The sequence below is a fragment of the Neobacillus sp. PS3-12 genome (genome assembly GCF_030915385.1).
Classification (GTDB): Bacteria; Bacillota; Bacilli; order Bacillales; family Cytobacillaceae; genus JAEVLT01.
Genome location: NZ_CP133268.1, coordinates 4,837,775 through 4,856,485 on the forward strand (window position 1 = coordinate 4,837,775; position 18,711 = coordinate 4,856,485).

Here is an 18,711-nt window from a genome sequence, read left to right on the forward strand (position 1 = left end):
ATGTTGGAATGAACAAAACAGCCTTGAAAACTTTTGCGACAAGTGCAAGAAAAGAACTTTTGAAAAAAGTGGAAGCAAGGGCAATGAAAATTGGAATTACGGAAGACAACATCAAAAAAGCAGATATTGAAAGCTCGGATGCCATCTTTATAGATGGCAGACAGCTTTCAAAAGAAGAAAAAGGTCAAAGAGACAAACTAATTGACCGTATTAACCAACTAGGCCTTAAACAGGTATTGGAGGAAGTCTCCTATACTTGGTTTAATCGTTTTACAGCCTTACGATATATGGAAGTAAACGACTATCTCCCCTCAGGAGTTAGGGTATTATCCTCTTCAAATCCAAATAGTGCCGATCCAGATATGTTAAATGAAGCATTAGAGTTAGATTTCGAGATTGAAATGGCTAAAGAATATATATACGAATTGAAATTGAACAATAAAACGGAAGAGTTGTTTAAGTATTTAATTATTAAGCATTGTAACGATTTGAATCGGTTCTTACCATTTATATTTGAAACCATTGATGATTATACTGAAATTCTCTTTCCAGAAGGATTGTTAGCAAAAGACTCCTTTATTCGGCAAATGACCGATCCGAGTTTTATTCCAGAGGAAGATTGGACGAAGGTTGAAATTATTGGTTGGCTCTATCAATATTACATAGCAGAAGAAAAAGATTGGGTCATAAAAGCAAAGAAAAAATATAAAACAGAGGAAATCCCTTTTGCTACACAGCTTTTTACGCCCGACTGGATCGTACGTTATATGGTGCAAAACTCATTAGGCCGTTATTGGGTAGAATCACATTCAGAACATCGAGATTTATTAGAAAACTGGGAGTTTTATCTTGAAAATCCGAATCCAGAAACAGATTTTGAAGAAAGATTAGCTCCATATATCAATAAAGAACTAAAAGTTGAGGATATTAAGTGTTTCGATCCTGCAATGGGCAGTGGGCATATTCTTGTCTATATGTTTGATGTGCTGTATGAAATCTATATCAAGTGCGGATATATGGATAGAGAAATCCCAAGGTTAATTATAGAAAATAATCTTTATGGATTAGATATAGATGATCGGGCCTACCAGCTTGCTTGTTTCTCAGTTGTAATGAAAGCATTGGAGTACAACAGCCGTTTCTTTCGAAGTATTGAAAGAGAGGGGCTGACATTAAATTTAGCCTCTATCCAAGAAACTTCTTTTTGGGGCGAAGAAGAAATTAGTTATATTTCAGGTGAACTTGAAGGTACACAATATAAAGGAGTCAAACAATTTGTAGAGAATTTCAAGAATGCCAAAACGTTAGGTTCCTTAATTAAAGTGATGGATTATGATAAGGAGTTTTTGGAGCAAAGATTCTTGTCCATTCAAAATAATCCGGCTAAAGATCTTTTTAATGAAGAAGTAAGAAGTCGTGTATTAGCGTTGTTATCAGATTTGTTAAAACAAGCAGAGATCATGCATAGGCAATATGATATTTTAGTGACAAATCCCCCGTATATGAGTTCTGCAACAATGAGTACTGTACTGTATGATTTCCTCAAAAAGAATTATCCGGATTCGAAACAAGATTTATTTGCTTGTTTTATGGAAATAAGTCATTATCAAAAAGATAATGGGTATTTTGCTTGTATAAATCAGCATTCCTGGATGTTTTTATCTAGTTTTGAAGAGTTAAGAGAAAAGATCATCGATACCAAAACCATTTGCACAATGCTGCATTTAGGCCCACATGCATTTGAGGAATTTGGGGGAGAAGTTGTTCAAACAACAGCTTTTGTTCTAAGGAATATAAAAATCGCGGGTAGCAGCGGATTATATCTCAGATTGGTAGATGAAAAAAACTCAAACGATAAAAAACAAATGACCTTACATTTAATATCAGATATCGATACCAAATTACAGTTTTGCTATTCCTTTAGACAAGAATTCTTCAAGGAGATTCCAGGGCATCCAATAGCCTATTGGGTAAGTAACAAAGAAATAGAGTTATTCAAAAATGAGGCTAAAATTGGAGATTATTATGATGCTAAAGGTGGAATGACAAGCGGGAACAATAATTTGTTTTTGAGATATTGGTATGAAGTTGATTACAGAAAAATAGGAAGAAATTTATCGAAACAAGAGGCATTAGAAAGTGACTTTGTCTGGTTTCCATATAACAAGGGAGGAATCTTCCGAAAGTGGTATGGAAACATGGAGTATGTGATTAATTGGTATAAGGATGGAAAATACATTAAAGAATATAAGCTAAAACAAAGGGAAAAAGACCCTAATTATAATATAGCGATTGCGGCCTTACCGAGTATGTTTAAACCTCAAGTATCATGGTCAAGAACTGCAAGTACATTGAGCATTAGATATTATCCAACGGGGTTCTTATTTGATGTTGCAGGTTCTTCGATCATTCTTGAAAATAATGAGGGTGGGCATTATTTATTAGGTTTATTAAATACGGTTATTACCAAAAGGCATTTGGAAATTCTAAATCCTACCATCAACCGCCAACCAGGAAATATAAAAGATCTCATTTTTATAAAAAATGAAAATGAAAGAATAGATCAGATTGTCGAAAAAAACGTAACGATATCACGTACAGATTGGGACTCCTTTGAAACTTCTTGGGATTTTAAAGTTCATCCTCTATTGAAATATGAAAGTGTAGCAAAAACAGGTAAGATTGAGAAGGCTTTTGAAGAAAGAGTTCTTTTTACAAAAGAGCAATTTAGAAAAATAAAAAGTAACGAAGAGGAACTCAATCAGATTTTCCTTGAAATTTACGGTCTACAAGAGGAAATGTCTCCAGAATTATCAGATGAGGAAATATCGATATACATTGCAGATCAAACGATTGAAATGAAATCTTTCATTTCTTATGCTATTGGTTGCATATTTGGTCGTTACTCTCTTGAAGAAGAGGGAATTGTTTATGCAGGTGGAAATTTTAATCCAGATACTTATAAGTCCTTAAAAGTTGACGAAGATAATATCCTTCCGATTCTTTCAGGATCTTATATTGAAAATGATATTGTTTCAAGATTTATCGAGTTTGTTCAGATTGTATTTGGAAAAGAAACATTATCCGAAAACCTTGAATTTCTTGCTATTTCTCTTGGGAAGAAAAAGAGTGAAACAGCAAAAGAAACCATTAGAAGATATTTCTTAAATAATTTCTTCAAGGATCATCTACAAACATATAAAAAGAGACCGATTTACTGGTTGTTTACTTCTGGAAAACAAAAGGCATTTAACTGTTTGATCTATATTCATCGTTATGATAAGACCACTTTATCTCGTATCCGCACTGATTATTTACACGAATATCAAATCCGCCTTGATGCTGAGAAGAAGGACTTATGGGGTATTATCGAGGGCGATTACACAGCGAAAGAAATCAGTAATGCCAAGAAGGAATTAAAGATATTGGACAAGAAGATTGAAGAGCTAAAAGAGTACGACGAATTGTTGCACCATATGGCGGATAGGCAGATTGAAATTGATTTAGATGATGGTGTTGCAGTTAATTATGAAAAATTTAAAGGACTTGTAGCAAATATATAAGCAGTCATGAGGATATACCAGTGATGACTGGTGTATCCTTGTTTTATGAAGTTTAATGTAAAGGGTTGAGTGAGCTTGAATATAGATCAGGTGGTTTCCACTTTAACGGCCACATTTAATGAACCACTAAATGATGGCGAACAAAGAAAAATTGTATTTTGGGTGGATAAGGATCGAGAGTTTATTGAAGAGATACATAATATTTCAATTGAAAACGTGAAAGTTCATCAATTGACAGTAAATAATAATTTCTATTCAAAGTACTTACTAGAAGAAGAAGATTCGACCTCCCATTATCTTGTTTATACAAATGATGATTTAAGCGTAGAAGATAACTGGCTTATTGATACCGTTTACTATTCGAAAACATTCTATGCGGATAAAATTTCTTTATTGTTGGATGATTTAGGAATTGATTCATCATTACGTGCAATAGTGAAGCAGTACGAGAAATTTTTCAATAAAAAGCACTCACAAAAATTTAAGTCCTATGGGGTTCAAACCTATACGGAAGAGTCAATCGAAATAGGAATGATGAGTGTTTTATGTAACTTGAAAACACCTGATTTTGAAGAAGTGCTTAAAACCGTCTTAATAGAAGGTCTTTCAGAAGAAGATAACAAATATATGAGTCTTATGGACAAGTATTTTGATCTCAGTGTGTTCTGGAAGTACGTTTCGAATGTCTATGGATATGACAGAGAAGATCCATCTTTAAAAACTTTATTCATCCATTTAACGGTCACTTCTCTTAGTCACTCGATTGAAAGCTCCCTGCTTTCAAATATCCAAGGTTTTATTGCGGAAAGAAATAAATCAAACTCTTTGGTTTTCATTGATCATTGGATGCACCATAAAACTGACTATGTTTTTTACGATGAGTTAGCCGAGTCTGTTGAACCAGAAATAAAATTAGCGGATATCGTTCATAGGCTGCAAATTGAGGACTTTACAAATGCGGATACGTTTCCATACTTCGATAAAGCCATCATTATCTATATTGCCAATAGTCTTGAAGCAACGCATGAAGACTATGACGAGTATATCAAGTTGATCAATTTGAGAAGAGTGAAACATTTTTATGAAAGATTTCAATTCATTTATGAGGCATTATTCTATACGGTAAAAATGTATGAATTCTATAAAAAGTATAGTTCTGGCATACCAAAGGTGTCAGCCATAGACATGTGGAAAGCTTATATCAATGAATATCACGCCATGGATACATATTATCGGAAGTTTTATGTTGCTTTCGATCAAGAGCCAAACAGTGAAATTTTGAAAAAGCTAAAAGTAATGGTAGAAAACCTGTATGCAAACTGGTATATGGGAGATTTAAGCGCTCATTGGTCTCAGGCTGTTGAATCCGATATGAAAGATAACTGGATGCTTCCTGGCATTACAAATCAGCAACATTTTTATCGACAATATGTTGCTCCAAAGGTTTATAAAGGTGAACGTATTTTTGTGATTATTTCAGATGCTCTCCGCTATGAGGTTGGAGTAGAAATTGCCGAAAAATTAAATGCTGAGACGATGGGAGCTTGCGAAATTGAACCGATCCTTAGTGTCATCCCTTCTGTTACAAAACTCGGCATGGCTTCCTTGTTGCCACATAAAGTCATTGATTTTGATGAAAATGGTAGAGTTTTTATTGATGGTAAGTCATCAAGCGGACTGGAAAATCGCAAGGATATTATCGAGTCCAGTGTTCAAGATAGTGTAGCCGTTCATGCCCAAGAAGTGTTTGCGATGAACAAAGCTGGCAGGAGAGAATTGTTTAAGGGTAAGAAGTTGATATACCTCTATCATGACACAATTGATGCGATGGGAGATAAAGCATCCACTGAAATCTATACGTTTGATGCAGTTGAAAGAGCGATTGAAGAAATAACGACTCTTGTAAAAATCATACGGGATGATTTATCTGGAACCAATATTTTGATTACGGCTGACCATGGCTTTGTCTATCAAAGAGAGGCTTTGATGGAAAGTGATAAAATTGAAAAAGAGGATATCGAGATCATCGAAGTGAAAAGAAGATATATGCTGTCAAAAGAGAAGCGTCAGATGGATGGCATTCTCAATATTCATTTGGATTCGATCATAAAAAATGAGTATCAACTAAATGTCTATGTTCCAAAAGCAACGATTCGCTTTAAAATTCAAGGTTCTGGTGTAAACTTCGTTCATGGCGGGGGAAGTCTTCAAGAAGTAGTTGTCCCTTTAATTACATATAAAAATATCCGAAGAGGGCAAGCCAATAGTCGTGAAATCGTTAAGGTGGATATCAAACTTACGAATACAACGAGAAAAATTACCAACAGTCTATTCCAATTATCTTTCTTCCAAACAGAAAAGGTAGAGGAAAAGATTGTTCCAAGAACGGTATTGATTTATATGGCGGATGAAAATGGGGTTGTCATCTCTAATGAAGAGACGATCATTGGTGATCGAACATCAGAAAACCCAGAAGAGCGGACGTTTAAGCTCCGATTTGCCTTAAAGACCATTACTTATAATAAAAATATGGATTATTATTTAATCATGAAAGATGTAGAGACCGGAGTAGTTCTTGAAAAAGTCCCTTTTACGATTAATTTGGGTATTATCAGTGATTTTGATTTTTAACTGAGGAGGGGTGGACATGGAGGAAAAGGTGACCGAAGTATCCGCATTGGAACTTGATAAAAAGCTAAATAACGAATTTGCAGGACGTGTGGTAAGAAAAGATTTAACCAACCTGATAAAAGCCGGAGCAAACGTACCTGTTTATGTTTTGGAATATTTACTTGGTATGTATGCAGCTACGGATGATGAAACTAGCATTCAAGAAGGGGTGGAACGAGTTAAAAAGATTCTTTCTGATAACTTTGTTCGTCCCGATGAGGCAGAGAAAATAAAATCACGAATTCGAGAACTTGGACAGTATTCGATTATTGATAAGGTAACAGTTTCATTAAATCCTAAAATAGATACGTATGAAGCAGAATTTTCAAATCTTGGGTTAAAGGGAGTACCAACCCCATCCAATTTCGTAAAAGAATATGACAAGCTTCTTGTTGGCGGCATTTGGTGTATGGTCAAAGTGGACTATTACTTTGATGAAGAAGTAAAAAATAAGAACCCATTTAGTGTTGTAAGTCTGCAGCCAATTCAGATGCCAAATATGGATATGAATGAAGTATTTGAGGGTCGAAAGAAATTTACAAAAGACGAATGGATTGATGTATTAATTCGTTCTACGGGTATGGAGCCAACCCAATTGGATCAACGGGTTAAGTGGCATCTCCTGTTGCGCCTTGTACCACTCGTGGAAAATAACTATAACATGTGTGAACTAGGACCTCGTGGAACAGGTAAATCACACGTTTATAAAGAACTTTCGCCCAATTCAATTTTAGTATCTGGTGGCCAAACAACGGTTGCCAACCTATTTTATAATATGTCTTCTAGGAAAATAGGACTTGTTGGCCTTTGGGACTGTGTGGCATTTGATGAGGTTGCCGGTATACGGTTTAAAGATAAAGATGGCATTCAAATTATGAAAGATTACATGGCATCAGGTTCATTTGCAAGAGGAAAGGAAGAAAAAAATGCAAATGCCTCCATGGTCTTTGTAGGAAACATTAATCAAAGTGTAGATACACTAGTTAAAACCTCACATCTGTTTGCTCCGTTCCCAGAAGAAATGGCAAATGACAGTGCATTTTTCGATCGGATGCATTACTATTTACCCGGTTGGGAAATCCCTAAAATGAGGCCCAATTTAATTACCGAAAATTACGGATTTATTGTCGACTATCTTGCTGAATTTTTCAGAGAAATGCGAAAGCGTATGTTCAGTGACGCTATTGATCGGTTTTTTAATCTGGGAAATAATTTAAACCAGCGTGATACGAATGCAGTTAGAAGAACTGTGTCAGGAATGATGAAACTTCTTTATCCAAATGGTGAATTCACGAAGGAAAACGTTCGAGAGGTATTAGAATATGCCCTTGAAGGCCGACGACGTGTAAAAGAGCAGCTTAAGAAAATCGGCGGTATGGAATTTTATGATGTCATGTTCTCCTATATCGATAAAGAAACCCTTGAAGAACATTATGTATCTGTTCCGGAACAAGGGGGCGGAAAACTTATCCCAGAAGGAATGGGGAAACCTGGTCATGTTTATGTTGTTGGGCATGGAAATTCTGGGATGATCGGCGTGTATAAGCTGGAGAATCAGGTCGTAAGCGGAACTGGAAAATTTGATAAATCAGGTGTCGGTTCTCATCGTGAAGCAAAAGAAAGTCTGGATACAGCTTTCCGTTACTTTACCGCAAACAGTAAAAGTATCAGCAATACGATTAGTTCTAAGACAAAGGATTATCTCATGCATATTAGCGATATTCAAGGAATAGGCCTGACCGATGAATTGGCCGTTGCGGAGTTAATTGGACTTTGCTCTGGGGCATTGGATAAGCCTGTTCAAGAAAGCACGGTTGTGATTGGCAATATGACGGTAGGCGGCACGATTGCAAAGGTGGAGGAATTTGCAAATGTACTTCAAGTGAGCGTCGATGCGGGTGCCAAAAAAGTATTAATCCCTGCAGCGTCAGTCATGGATCTTCAGACTGTTCCGCCTGATTTGCTGGTAAAAGTACAGCCAGTGTTTTACTCTGACCCGATTGATGCCGTATTTAAAGCCTTGGGTGTAAGTTAATTGGAATTAATATGCTCTGTTAAAGGATATTGATGATTTTTTTACCTGTTGATTGGAGCGGAGGGCACTTGACTCCTGCGGGAGTACGGGTCAGGGGAGACCCCACAGGCGCCAAAGCGCCGAGGAGGCTCCCCGACACGCCCGCGGAAAGCAAGTGCCTGGAGCGGAAATCAACAGACAAATTTAACAGAGCCTACTAATAAAAGAATCGGTTACGTGCCGGTTCTTTTATTTAACCGGGAGATGTTCGAATGAATAAGTCAGCATTGAAGACCTTTGCAACCTGTGCCAGAAAAGAACTTTTAAAAAAAATTGAAGCAAAGGCTTTGAAAATCGGGATAACCGAAGTCAACATAAAAAAAGCCCATATTGAAAGTTCAGATGCAATCTTTATAGATGGCAGGCAGCTTTCAAAAGAAGAGAAAATTCAAAGGGATCAATTAATTTCCCGTATCAAACAAAATGGATACAGACAAGTGTTGGAAGAAGTGGCTTATACATGGTTTAACCGTTTTACCGCATTACGATTTATGGAAGTAAACGACTATCTGCCAACAGGTGTAAAGGTACTATCTTCTTCTAATCAGGATAGTGCCGATCCCGACATGATCAATGAGGCATTAGCGTTGGATTTGGAAATGAATAAAGAATATGTTTATGAAATGAAATTAAACAATCAAACTGAAGAGTTATTCAAGTATTTAATCATTAAACATTGTAATGATCTGAATAAATATCTTCCATTTATGTTTGAAACCATTGATGATTTTACAGAGATTCTCTTTCCAGAAGGGTTGCTAGCTAAAGATTCGTTTATTCGCCAAATGACGGATATTGAATTTATTCCAGAAGAAAATTGGCAGGATGTCGAAATCATTGGCTGGTTATACCAATTTTATATTTCAGAAGAAAAGGATCGAGTTTTTACAAATCTGAAGAAAAATATTAAGGTGACAAAAGAAACTCTTCCTGCAGCCACACAACTATTTACACCAAATTGGATTGTAAAATACTTGGTACAAAATTCACTAGGCCGAATTTGGCTGGAAAGTTATTCGGATAGTTCATTGAAGAAGGATATGAACTATTACTTGGATGAAGCAGGGCAAGATGAAGTGACCCTTGAAGAACTTGAAAGAATTCGTTATAAAAATGTGAATCCAGAGGAGATTACGCTCCTCGACCCGTGTTGCGGAAGTGGACATATCCTTGTTTATGCCTTTGATTTGTTCTATGAAATGTATTTCGAAAAGGGCTATCTTGATAGAGAGATTCCGAAATTAATTTTAGAAAAGAATTTATTTGGTTTAGATGTGGATGAAAGGGCAATTCAATTAGCTTCCTTTGCTGTTTTGATGAAAGCAAGGGGAAAATATAGAAGGGTTTTTGATCAAGATATCAATCTAAATATATGTTCTATTCAAGAAAGTAATTGGATTACTGACAATTTAATTGAAAAATTGTCCGATCGTAATAATCAGATAAAAGATATGATAGTACAAATCCGGAAATACCTTCATAGATGCTAAAGAATATGGATCATTGCTTCATTTAAACCATTTGAAATTCGATATTATTGAAGATCGTCTCCAAAACTTTTTGGAAGAGCAGACCGATTTAATAGGATTAATTGAAAAAGACATAATGAGGGAAAGGTTACCAAGCATTATTAAACAATCGAAAATGTTAAGTCTAAACTATGATGTTGTTTGTACAAATCCACCTTATATGGGGATAAGCAATATGAGCAACAAATTGAAGAAGTTTGTTCAAAACAACTTTGAGAATAGTAAAGCTGATCTTTATGCCACATTTATTGAATGGGCATTATTACATACTAAGCAAAATGGTTATTGTAGTCTTGTAACCATGCATTCATGGTTTTTCTTAAGTTCTTTTGAGACAATGCGAAGATCTCTGTTGGAGAAATCAACTTTTAAATCCATTCTCCATTTAGGTATGGAAGCATTTGAGGGCATCATTGGAAAAGTGGTTCAAACGGCGGCATTCATTATCCAAAATACACATATTGAGCAGTATACTCCTATAGGAATTCGTTTAGTAGATTTTTATGATGCGAGAAAATATGAAAAAGAAACCCAATTTTTTAATCCGGAAAACAAATTTAACACAATTAAACAGGATGATTTTGGGAAAATACCTGGTAGTCCAATTGCCTATTGGATTAGTAAAAAAGAGGTTGAGCTTTTTGAAAGTAGCCCTAAAATTGGAGACTTCTACGATGCAAAGGGTGGAATGACAAGTGGCAATAATGAATTATTTTTAAGATATTGGCATGAAGTCGATTACAACAAAATAGGAAAATATTTATCCAAAGAAGCAGCTGTACAAAGTGATTTTGTCTGGTTTCCATACAATAAGGGCGGGAATTTTCGTAAGTGGTATGGAAATATAAATCACGTAATAAATTGGTATAAAGATGGTAGTGTTATTAAAGATTACAAGCAAAAACAACGTCAAAATAATCCCAATTATAATGTCGCCATTGCAGCTTTATCAAGTATGTTCAAATCTCAAATATCATGGTCATTAGTCACTTCAAGTACTTTTAGTGCAAGGTATTACCAAGAGGGGTTCTTATTTGATGTTTCTGGATCTTCTTTAATTGTAGATAAAAAAGATGATGAATATTTTTTATTAGGTTTGTTAAACTCGAATATTTCAAAGCGGCATCTTAATATTTTAAATCCAACCATTAATTATCAGCCAGGCAACATAAAAGATCTTATTTTTATAAAAGCTCAAGAAGAAGAAATCAATGAACTTGTATCAAAAAGTATTTCAATTTCACGTGCCGACTGGGATTCTTTTGAAACGTCTTGGGACTTTAAAATCCACCCTTTGACAGCCTGTCAAGATAGAGCAATTCCCAGAAGGTTACAGGAGCTTTTTGAGCATAGAAGTACTTTTACCAAAGAAAAATTCAATCAAATTAAAGCCCAAGAAGAAGAAATGAATCGTCGCTTTCTTGACATATATGGTCTTCAAGGTGAGATAACACCAGATGTTTCTGATAAAGAAATTACTTTATATATAGCTGAACGAGAGACAGAGATAAAATCATTCATTTCTTATGCAATAGGATGTATGTTTGGCCGATACTCCCTTGACGAAGAAGGTCTTATATATGCTGGTGGAGAGTTTGATCCTAACAAGTATCAAAAGTATCAGGCGGTAGAGGATAACATCCTACCAATCGTTCAGGGATTATATTTTGAAGATGATATCGTTTCAAGGTTTATTGATTTTATTAGAGTGACCTTTGGTGAAGAAACTTTAGCGGAAAACCTTGATTTTATTGCGGATGCACTTGGAAAGAAAAAAGGAGAAGTAGCGAAAGAAACAATAAGACGCTATTTCTTAAATGATTTCTTCAAGGATCATATTCAAACCTATAAAAAGAGGCCAATCTATTGGCTGTTTACTTCTGGTAAGGAAAAGGCATTTAATTGTTTCATTTACTTGCATCGTTATGAAAAGACAACAATATCTCGGATTCGGACTGATTATTTGCACGAATGTCAACTCCGCCTTGATGCTGAGAAGAAGGATTTGCTGAGCATTATTGAAGGTGATTATTCAACTAAAGAAATGAGTAATGCTAAAAAAGAATTAAAGACATTAGAGAAGAAGATCGAAGAGTTAAAAGAGTATGATGAATTGTTGCACCACATGGCCGATATGAAAATTGAGCTTGATTTGGATGACGGTGTGGCAGTCAATTATGAAAAGTTTAAAGGACTTGTAGCAAAAATATAAGACAGTGATGAGGATTACCGGTATTGGCTGGTATATCCTTTTTTTTACCCACTAAAAAATCTAATCCGCTTGTATCCTATGAAACGTTAATAAAAATCTTTTCGTAAGCGGTTTCTGAGACGGTTTACTTTTTTTATTTTCAAAAAGAATTAATAAACTTATATAAACTATGAAAGTGGTTTTAATACGAATATGATAGTGATGTAACAAGGGAACACGAACATTGCAAGACTTGCAATAAAAATGGAATCGCTTTCTACGATGTTGGAGAAAGAGCTATGTGCATAAAAGGTCCCAAAGGAAAAAAGCTGAAAAAACTACACTTTCAAGTGCAGCGTGATAAAGTAAATTAATAATCACTAGGAGTTGAAGGTATAACAAAGCAGCCAGCTATTTTACTGTCTGCTTTGTTTTTGTCACAAAAAAAGGTCATTCATTAAGAAACTAGATTCATAAGGATCATGTTATCGACATTTAGATAGAAAGAAGGAAACACCATGAATGAGAATGTTATTATTACAACATTAAAAGGAAAAGATGTTCTTTCCAATCCTTTTTTGAATAAAGGAACGGCTTTTACGAAAGCAGAAAGGGAAGACCTTGGACTCGACGGTTTGTTACCGCCACAAGTGGTCACTCTTGAGGAGCAAGTAAAGAGGGTCTATGAACAATATTCGATGCGGACTACGGATCTGTTCAAAAACGGAGTGCTTTATGATTTATACAACCGTAATGTTGTTCTGTTTTACCGTCTTTTGAAAGATCACTTAGCAGAAATGCTGCCAATCATCTACACTCCTACTGTTGGTGAAGCGATCCAGTTATACTCCCATAGTTACCGCCGTCCAGGTGGCTTATATCTTTCTATTGATGATCCAGCGGGCATTGAAAAGGCATTTTCTAACCTTGGACAGCCAAAAAATGGCATCGATTTAATCGTCGTTACCGACTCTGAAAGTATTTTGGGGATTGGGGACCAAGGGGTAGGCGGTATTAATATTGCGATTGGTAAACTTGCCGTGTACACAGCGGCAGCTGGTATTGATCCAAGCCGTGTTCTGCCAGTCGTATTGGATGTTGGTACGAACAATCAGGCTTTAATTAACGATCCTATCTATATCGGCAACAAATTCCCGCGTGTCCGTGGTGAGCGCTATGATCAATTCATTGATTTATTTGTTCAGACTGCAAGAAGATTCTTTCCAGGGGTTCTTCTTCACTGGGAGGACCTTGGCAATGTGAATGCACGCATGATTTTGGACAAATACGGTGACGAAATCCTTACCTTCAACGATGACATCCAGGGAACAGGTGCTGTTACTCTTGCTGGAATTATGTCTGCTTTGAAAGTGACAGGAGAATCTCTGAAGGATCAGCGCATAGTTGTTTTTGGACCAGGGGCAGCTGGCCTCGGGAACGCAGACCAAATGGTAGATGCCATGGTTCTTGAAGGACTAACAAGAGAAGAAGCTTATGAACGTTTCTGGCCTATTGACTTTAGGGGATTACTTACAGATGAAACACCCGATGTTCTGAAATTCCAAATACCTTATGTAAGGAAAACAGATGAAGTTAAGGACTGGACTAGGAATGAGAATGGGATCCTTTCATTAATGGAAGTAGTTAAGAGGGTGAAGCCAACGATCCTGATTGGTACATCCGGACAAGCTGGTGCCTTTACTGAAGAAATTGTTAAAGAAATGGCAGAGAACGCCCCGCGTCCAATCATCATGCCTATGTCCAATCCTACTTCTCTTGCAGAGGCAGTGCCGGAAAATCTGATCAAATGGACAGATGGCAAGGCTCTCATTGCAACCGGAAGCCCGTTTGCCAATGTAGAATACAAAGGTGTTTCCTATGAAATAGGGCAGTCAAATAATGCATTTGTATTCCCTGGCCTGGGCCTTGGCGCCATTGTTACAAAAGCTAAAGTAATCTCAAAAGGGATGTTCGCAGCAGCTGCTTATGCAGTTGCAAGAATGACGGATACCAGTACACCTGGTGCATCTCTGCTGCCATCCATTGAAAAACTTCATGAAGTCTCAAAATACGTAGCCATTGAAGTAGCCAATGCTGCCATATTTGAAGGGATTGCAAGGACAGATATCCAAGATGTTGAGCAAGCGATTGAGGATGCTATGTGGATACCTGAGTATAAGGAAGTCAAGAGTATGGGTATTTGGACAAACTTGATGTATTATCAAGACAAAGAAACAGTAACAATAAGTGTTAGCTGTCAGGATTAAAAAATTTTTTGATCTTGTTTAGTAAGTCATATAAAAGCCTCAAAACCTTTGGTAGTTAAGGTTCTGAGGTTTTTTTATGCAGCTGCGGAACTTGTTAGAAATGTTGAACCTACGTAAAATAAACATAGAAATACTCATATTGAATAGAAATACACTAAGTTAAAAGTGGGGAAGTAGGATCAATTCGGAAAGGAATGAATGGGTGGATGCAACACATTTATTTAGACTACAATGCCAGTACTCCTCTGGCACCAGAAGTAATCGATGCCATGATGCCGTTGCTGCATGATTTTTATGGAAATCCGTCAGCGCTTCATTGGGCCGGGGTGCCAGTGAAAGAATTACTGCAGAATGCTAGGGAACAGGTTGCCGGCCAGATTGGCTGTACTCCAGGGGAAATCATCTTTACGAGTGGAGGAAGTGAAGCCAATAACCTGGCATTAAAAGGCTTTTATTTTAAAAATAAGAATAAAGGCAATCATATCATTACATCGAAAATCGAACATCCTGCTGTAATGAACCCTTGCAAATTCCTCGAGAGAATGGGAGCAAGAGTCACCTATGCTGGGGTTGATTCATTCGGACGAGTATCACTTGAAGAAATTGAAAGAGCCATCACAAAAGACACGATTCTAATTTCAATTATGCATTCCAATAATGAAACCGGCACCCTACAGCCCATTTACGAGATTGGAAAATTGGCTGAAAGGTACGGAATCGCCTTCCATACCGATGCCTCCCAATCAGTCGGGAAAGTGCCTGTCAATGTTAACGAGTTACATGTCGATATGCTGACTATTGCCTGCCATAAGCTATATGCCCCAAAAGGAATTGGTGCGCTATATAAGAAAGAAGGAATCCAACTTGAACCGTTAATCCATGGGGCGGGCCATGAATTTGGGCTGCGGGCGGGGACAGAAAACACCTTATTGGCAGTCGGCCTCGGGAAAGCATGTGAAATCGCCGGGAATCAGGTGAAAAATAGGGCACTTAAGGAACTGACCGACTACTTTTGGAGAAAGCTAAAAGAAGAGTTTGGTGAACTAGTTCAGTTAAACGGGCATCCGGAGGAGCGCCTGCCCAATACCTTGAATGTAAGCTTTGTCAACATGATAGGGCAGGATTTGCTCTCGGCCATTCCAATGCTTGCGGCCTCAACCGGTTCAGCCTGTCATGCCGGTAGTATCGAATTATCGCCAGTATTAAAAGAAATGGCTGTTCCCGAAGAGGTAGGGATGGGGGCCATCCGCTTTAGTTTGGGCAGGAATACAAATAAGGATGAAATTGATCAGGTATTGAAATGGTTAAAAGAAACGATTAAATAAAGATCATAAGGACAACAGCTGGAATGAAACTGTTGTCCTTTTCATTTAATAGAACTGCAAATGGGTTGCAAAAGGAGATGGTTATTTTAATAAAACCATACAAAAAACTTAATAAAATTCTTTTTGTAAGCGGTTTTTAAGACGGCTTACTTTTTTTATTTTCAAAAAGAATTAATAAACTTATATAAACTATGAAAACGGTTTTAATACGAATATGATAGACATGTAACAAAGGGGCACTAAAACATAGTAAGACTTGAAATAAAACTGAAATCGCTTTCTGCAAATATTGGAGAAATTGGTAAAAGTAAGATTTATTTACAAGACTTAAAAACTTTTTACAGGGGGATTCAATATGCAAATTCCAATTAAGAAAACGCTTGATAAAATTCCAGGCGGTCTAATGGTTGTTCCATTATTTTTAGGGGTATTAACGAATACATTTTTCCCACAATTTTTAAAGATTGGTAGTTTTACAACGGCATTATTCAGTAAAGACGCATCATCAACCATTTTGGCATGTTTTATGTTTTTAATTGGTTCACAAATTAACTTCAAATTAGCACCAAAGGCATTAAAAAAAGGTGCAATATTAATATCAGGAAAATTTATCGTAGGTGCTGGTATTGGTTTAGGTGTAGCGGCGATTTTTGGACCTGCCGGCGTACTAGGATTATCACCATTAGCCATCCTTGCAGGGTTATTAAATGCTAACGGTGGATTATATGCATCTCTTGCTTCATCATATGGTGATGAAACCGATGTAGGGGCGTATGCGTTATTTTCCTTAAAAGATGGTCCATTTTTCACATTAGTTGCATTAGGTGCATCAGGCCTTGCCTCTATTCCTTTTCAAACATTTTTAGGCGTAATCATTCCAATCGTAATCGGAATGATTTTAGGAAATATTGATCCTGAAATGAGAAAGTTCCTTGGAAGCAGTAAATTATTATTAATCCCATTCTTCTCCTTCCCATTAGGTGCAGGGATGAATCTTTCAACGATTATCCAAGCTGGAGGTCCTGGCATACTACTAGGAATAATCGCTTCAGTCACTGGAATTGGAGCTTACGTACTTTTGAAACTATTTAAAGAAAATCCAATACCTGGTTTAGGAACAGGGTCAACTGCAGGAAATGCTGTAGCTACACCGATTGTTGTTGCAGCAGCAGATCACTCCTTATCTTCAGTAGCACAAGCAGCTACTGCACAAGTTGCAGCAGCATGTGTAATTTCAGCAATCATTTGTCCGATTATTGTTAGCTATGTGCATAAAAGGTCCCTAAGGAAAAAAGCTGAAAAAACTACACTTTCAAGTGCAGCGTAATAAAAAGTAATTACAAGTGCAAGGTCCCATACTAAGACATTTTGTCTTTATATGGGACCTTGCACTTTTTTTAAAAAAGTTCACAAAAAAGACACATTTGTTGACCTAATCTTGATATATCACTATAATTCAAATATTAAGAAAATAATTTTAAATCGGTCTATTCAGAAAGAAAGGTGATTGATAGGAATAGTTTATGTGAGGTGCTATTTTGTGTCTGCACCCGATTTATTCTTTTACTATAATACAAAATGTAAGAGATTTTTTTGGGAACTGTGCGACAAATTCAAAAACTTATATTTAAACAACAGGGGGAATTCATAATGGCAGCATTGATCGGGGATCGGTTAAATCAGCTTCCGATTGGGTCAGCTCATAAAAAGGCAACCGCATTAATTGGTGTTGGCTTATTTTTTGAGTTTTTTGAGGTATTTCTAGCAGGTGTATTATCATCCGTTTTACAGGAAAAGTTCCATATCAAAACAAACTTAATGCCCCTCCTACTGGGTTCCAGTTTCTTGGGAATGTTTTTGGGGGCCATTTTTCTAAGTGGAATGGCTGACAAGTTTGGAAGAAAAAAAGTATTTATAACGAATCTTACAATTTATTCTATCGCTTCTTTATTAATAGCGGTTAGTCCTAGCGTAGCCCTTGTTATTCTTTTCCGATTTATAGCAGGACTAGGACTTGGATCACAACCAGCACTATGCGATACATTCCTAAGCGAAATTATCCCTGCCGCTAAACGCGGTAAGTATATTGCCTGGGCCTATACACTCTCGTTTTTGGCTGTTCCAATCGAAGGATTTCTGGCTCGTACCCTTGTTCCTCTTTCTCCATTTGGAATAGATGGCTGGAGATGGATTTTTATAATCGGCGCAGTTGGATCATTAATTGTTTTTATTGGAGCCCGAAATTTACCAGAGTCGCCACTTTGGTTGGCGTCAGTTGGCCGCATCGCCGAAGCAGAAGCCATTTTTAAAAAGTTTGCTGGAAATGCTAGCAATCATAAAGCGGAGTTCACACCTTCTGGCCAAAACGCAGCAGGACAGAATGGACAAGAAAAATTGCCTATTTCCGTTATTTTTAAAAAACCTTATGCAAAAGGTACACTCATGATTTATATTTTTCAAATATTCCAAACAATCGGATACTATGGATTCGGAACACTTGCACCAGTTGTACTTGCATCAAAGGGGTATACCATTACGCACTCACTTGAGTATGTGGCCTTATCCTTTATCGGATATCCGCTGGGATCGTTGCTTTCGGTTCCATTGATGGAACGAATGAATCGGAAATGGCTCGTCGTTCTTGCTGCGTTATGCATGGGTATATTCGGTCTAATGTTTGGTATGGCGAATACACCATCACTCATTATTGTTGCCGGCTTTCTGTATACGATTGTTAGTAATATTTTTTCGAATGCATATCATACGCTGCAAGTTGAAATTTTCCCAACAGCGGTTCGGGCCGCTGCCTCAGGAGGGGCTTATAGCATCAGCCGCTTAATGAGTGGATTAATGCCGTTTATCTTATTGCCAGTATTGCAACATAGTGGTGCTTCTATGATGTTTACGGTTGTTGCAGGAGCCATGTTCATTGTCATATTGGACGTGGCACTTCTTGCACCAAGGACAACTGGCAGGTCTTTAGAATATTTGGATGAAACAAGTCAACTATCAAGTTGACAGAAGATTGCCTGGCGATATGAACAATTTTTAAGAAGGATGAATCAATTATAAAAATGGTTATCGAACCTTGA

General features: G+C 36.9%; 9 protein-coding genes. All 9 read left to right on the top strand.

Annotated features, from left to right (window positions below):
- Positions 1 to 8 precede the first annotated feature (8 nt).
- The 9 genes from pglX (RCG17_RS24370) (at position 9) to RCG17_RS24410 (ending at position 18,637) form a co-directional block, all read left to right on the top strand.
- Complete coding sequence (gene pglX / locus RCG17_RS24370; RefSeq protein ID WP_308172601.1) at positions 9 to 3,563, top strand: BREX-1 system adenine-specific DNA-methyltransferase PglX; 3,555 nt, start codon at positions 9 to 11, stop codon at positions 3,561 to 3,563.
- A gap of 69 nt (positions 3,564 to 3,632) precedes the next feature.
- Entirely contained in the window at positions 3,633 to 6,194 is a 2,562-nt protein-coding gene (pglZ, locus tag RCG17_RS24375) for a BREX-1 system phosphatase PglZ type A (RefSeq protein ID WP_308172602.1), read from the top strand.
- A 16-nt stretch (positions 6,195 to 6,210) separates the two neighbouring features.
- Positions 6,211 to 8,268: a protease Lon-related BREX system protein BrxL gene (gene brxL, locus RCG17_RS24380; RefSeq protein ID WP_308172603.1), complete on the top strand. Its 2,058-nt coding sequence runs from the start codon at positions 6,211 to 6,213 to the stop codon at positions 8,266 to 8,268.
- Positions 8,269 to 8,519: 251 nt separating this feature from the next.
- A complete protein-coding gene (gene pglX / locus RCG17_RS24385; protein WP_308172604.1) occupies positions 8,520 to 9,797 on the top strand; it encodes a BREX-1 system adenine-specific DNA-methyltransferase PglX in 1,278 nt (425 codons plus the stop codon).
- 13 nt (positions 9,798 to 9,810) lie between these two features.
- Entirely contained in the window at positions 9,811 to 12,048 is a 2,238-nt protein-coding gene (gene pglX, locus RCG17_RS24390) for a BREX-1 system adenine-specific DNA-methyltransferase PglX (RefSeq protein WP_308172605.1), read from the top strand.
- A gap of 497 nt (positions 12,049 to 12,545) precedes the next feature.
- Complete coding sequence (locus RCG17_RS24395) at positions 12,546 to 14,294, top strand: NAD-dependent malic enzyme (protein ID WP_308172606.1); 1,749 nt, start codon at positions 12,546 to 12,548, stop codon at positions 14,292 to 14,294.
- Between the two features lie 206 nt (positions 14,295 to 14,500).
- Entirely contained in the window at positions 14,501 to 15,619 is a 1,119-nt protein-coding gene (locus RCG17_RS24400) for a cysteine desulfurase family protein (RefSeq protein WP_308172607.1), read from the top strand.
- Positions 15,620 to 15,974: 355 nt separating this feature from the next.
- Positions 15,975 to 16,946, top strand: a complete 972-nt coding sequence (locus RCG17_RS24405; protein WP_308172608.1) for a 2-keto-3-deoxygluconate permease — start codon at positions 15,975 to 15,977, stop codon at positions 16,944 to 16,946.
- Between the two features lie 323 nt (positions 16,947 to 17,269).
- Positions 17,270 to 18,637, top strand: a complete 1,368-nt coding sequence (locus tag RCG17_RS24410; protein ID WP_308172609.1) for an MFS transporter — start codon at positions 17,270 to 17,272, stop codon at positions 18,635 to 18,637.
- Positions 18,638 to 18,711 lie beyond the last annotated feature (74 nt).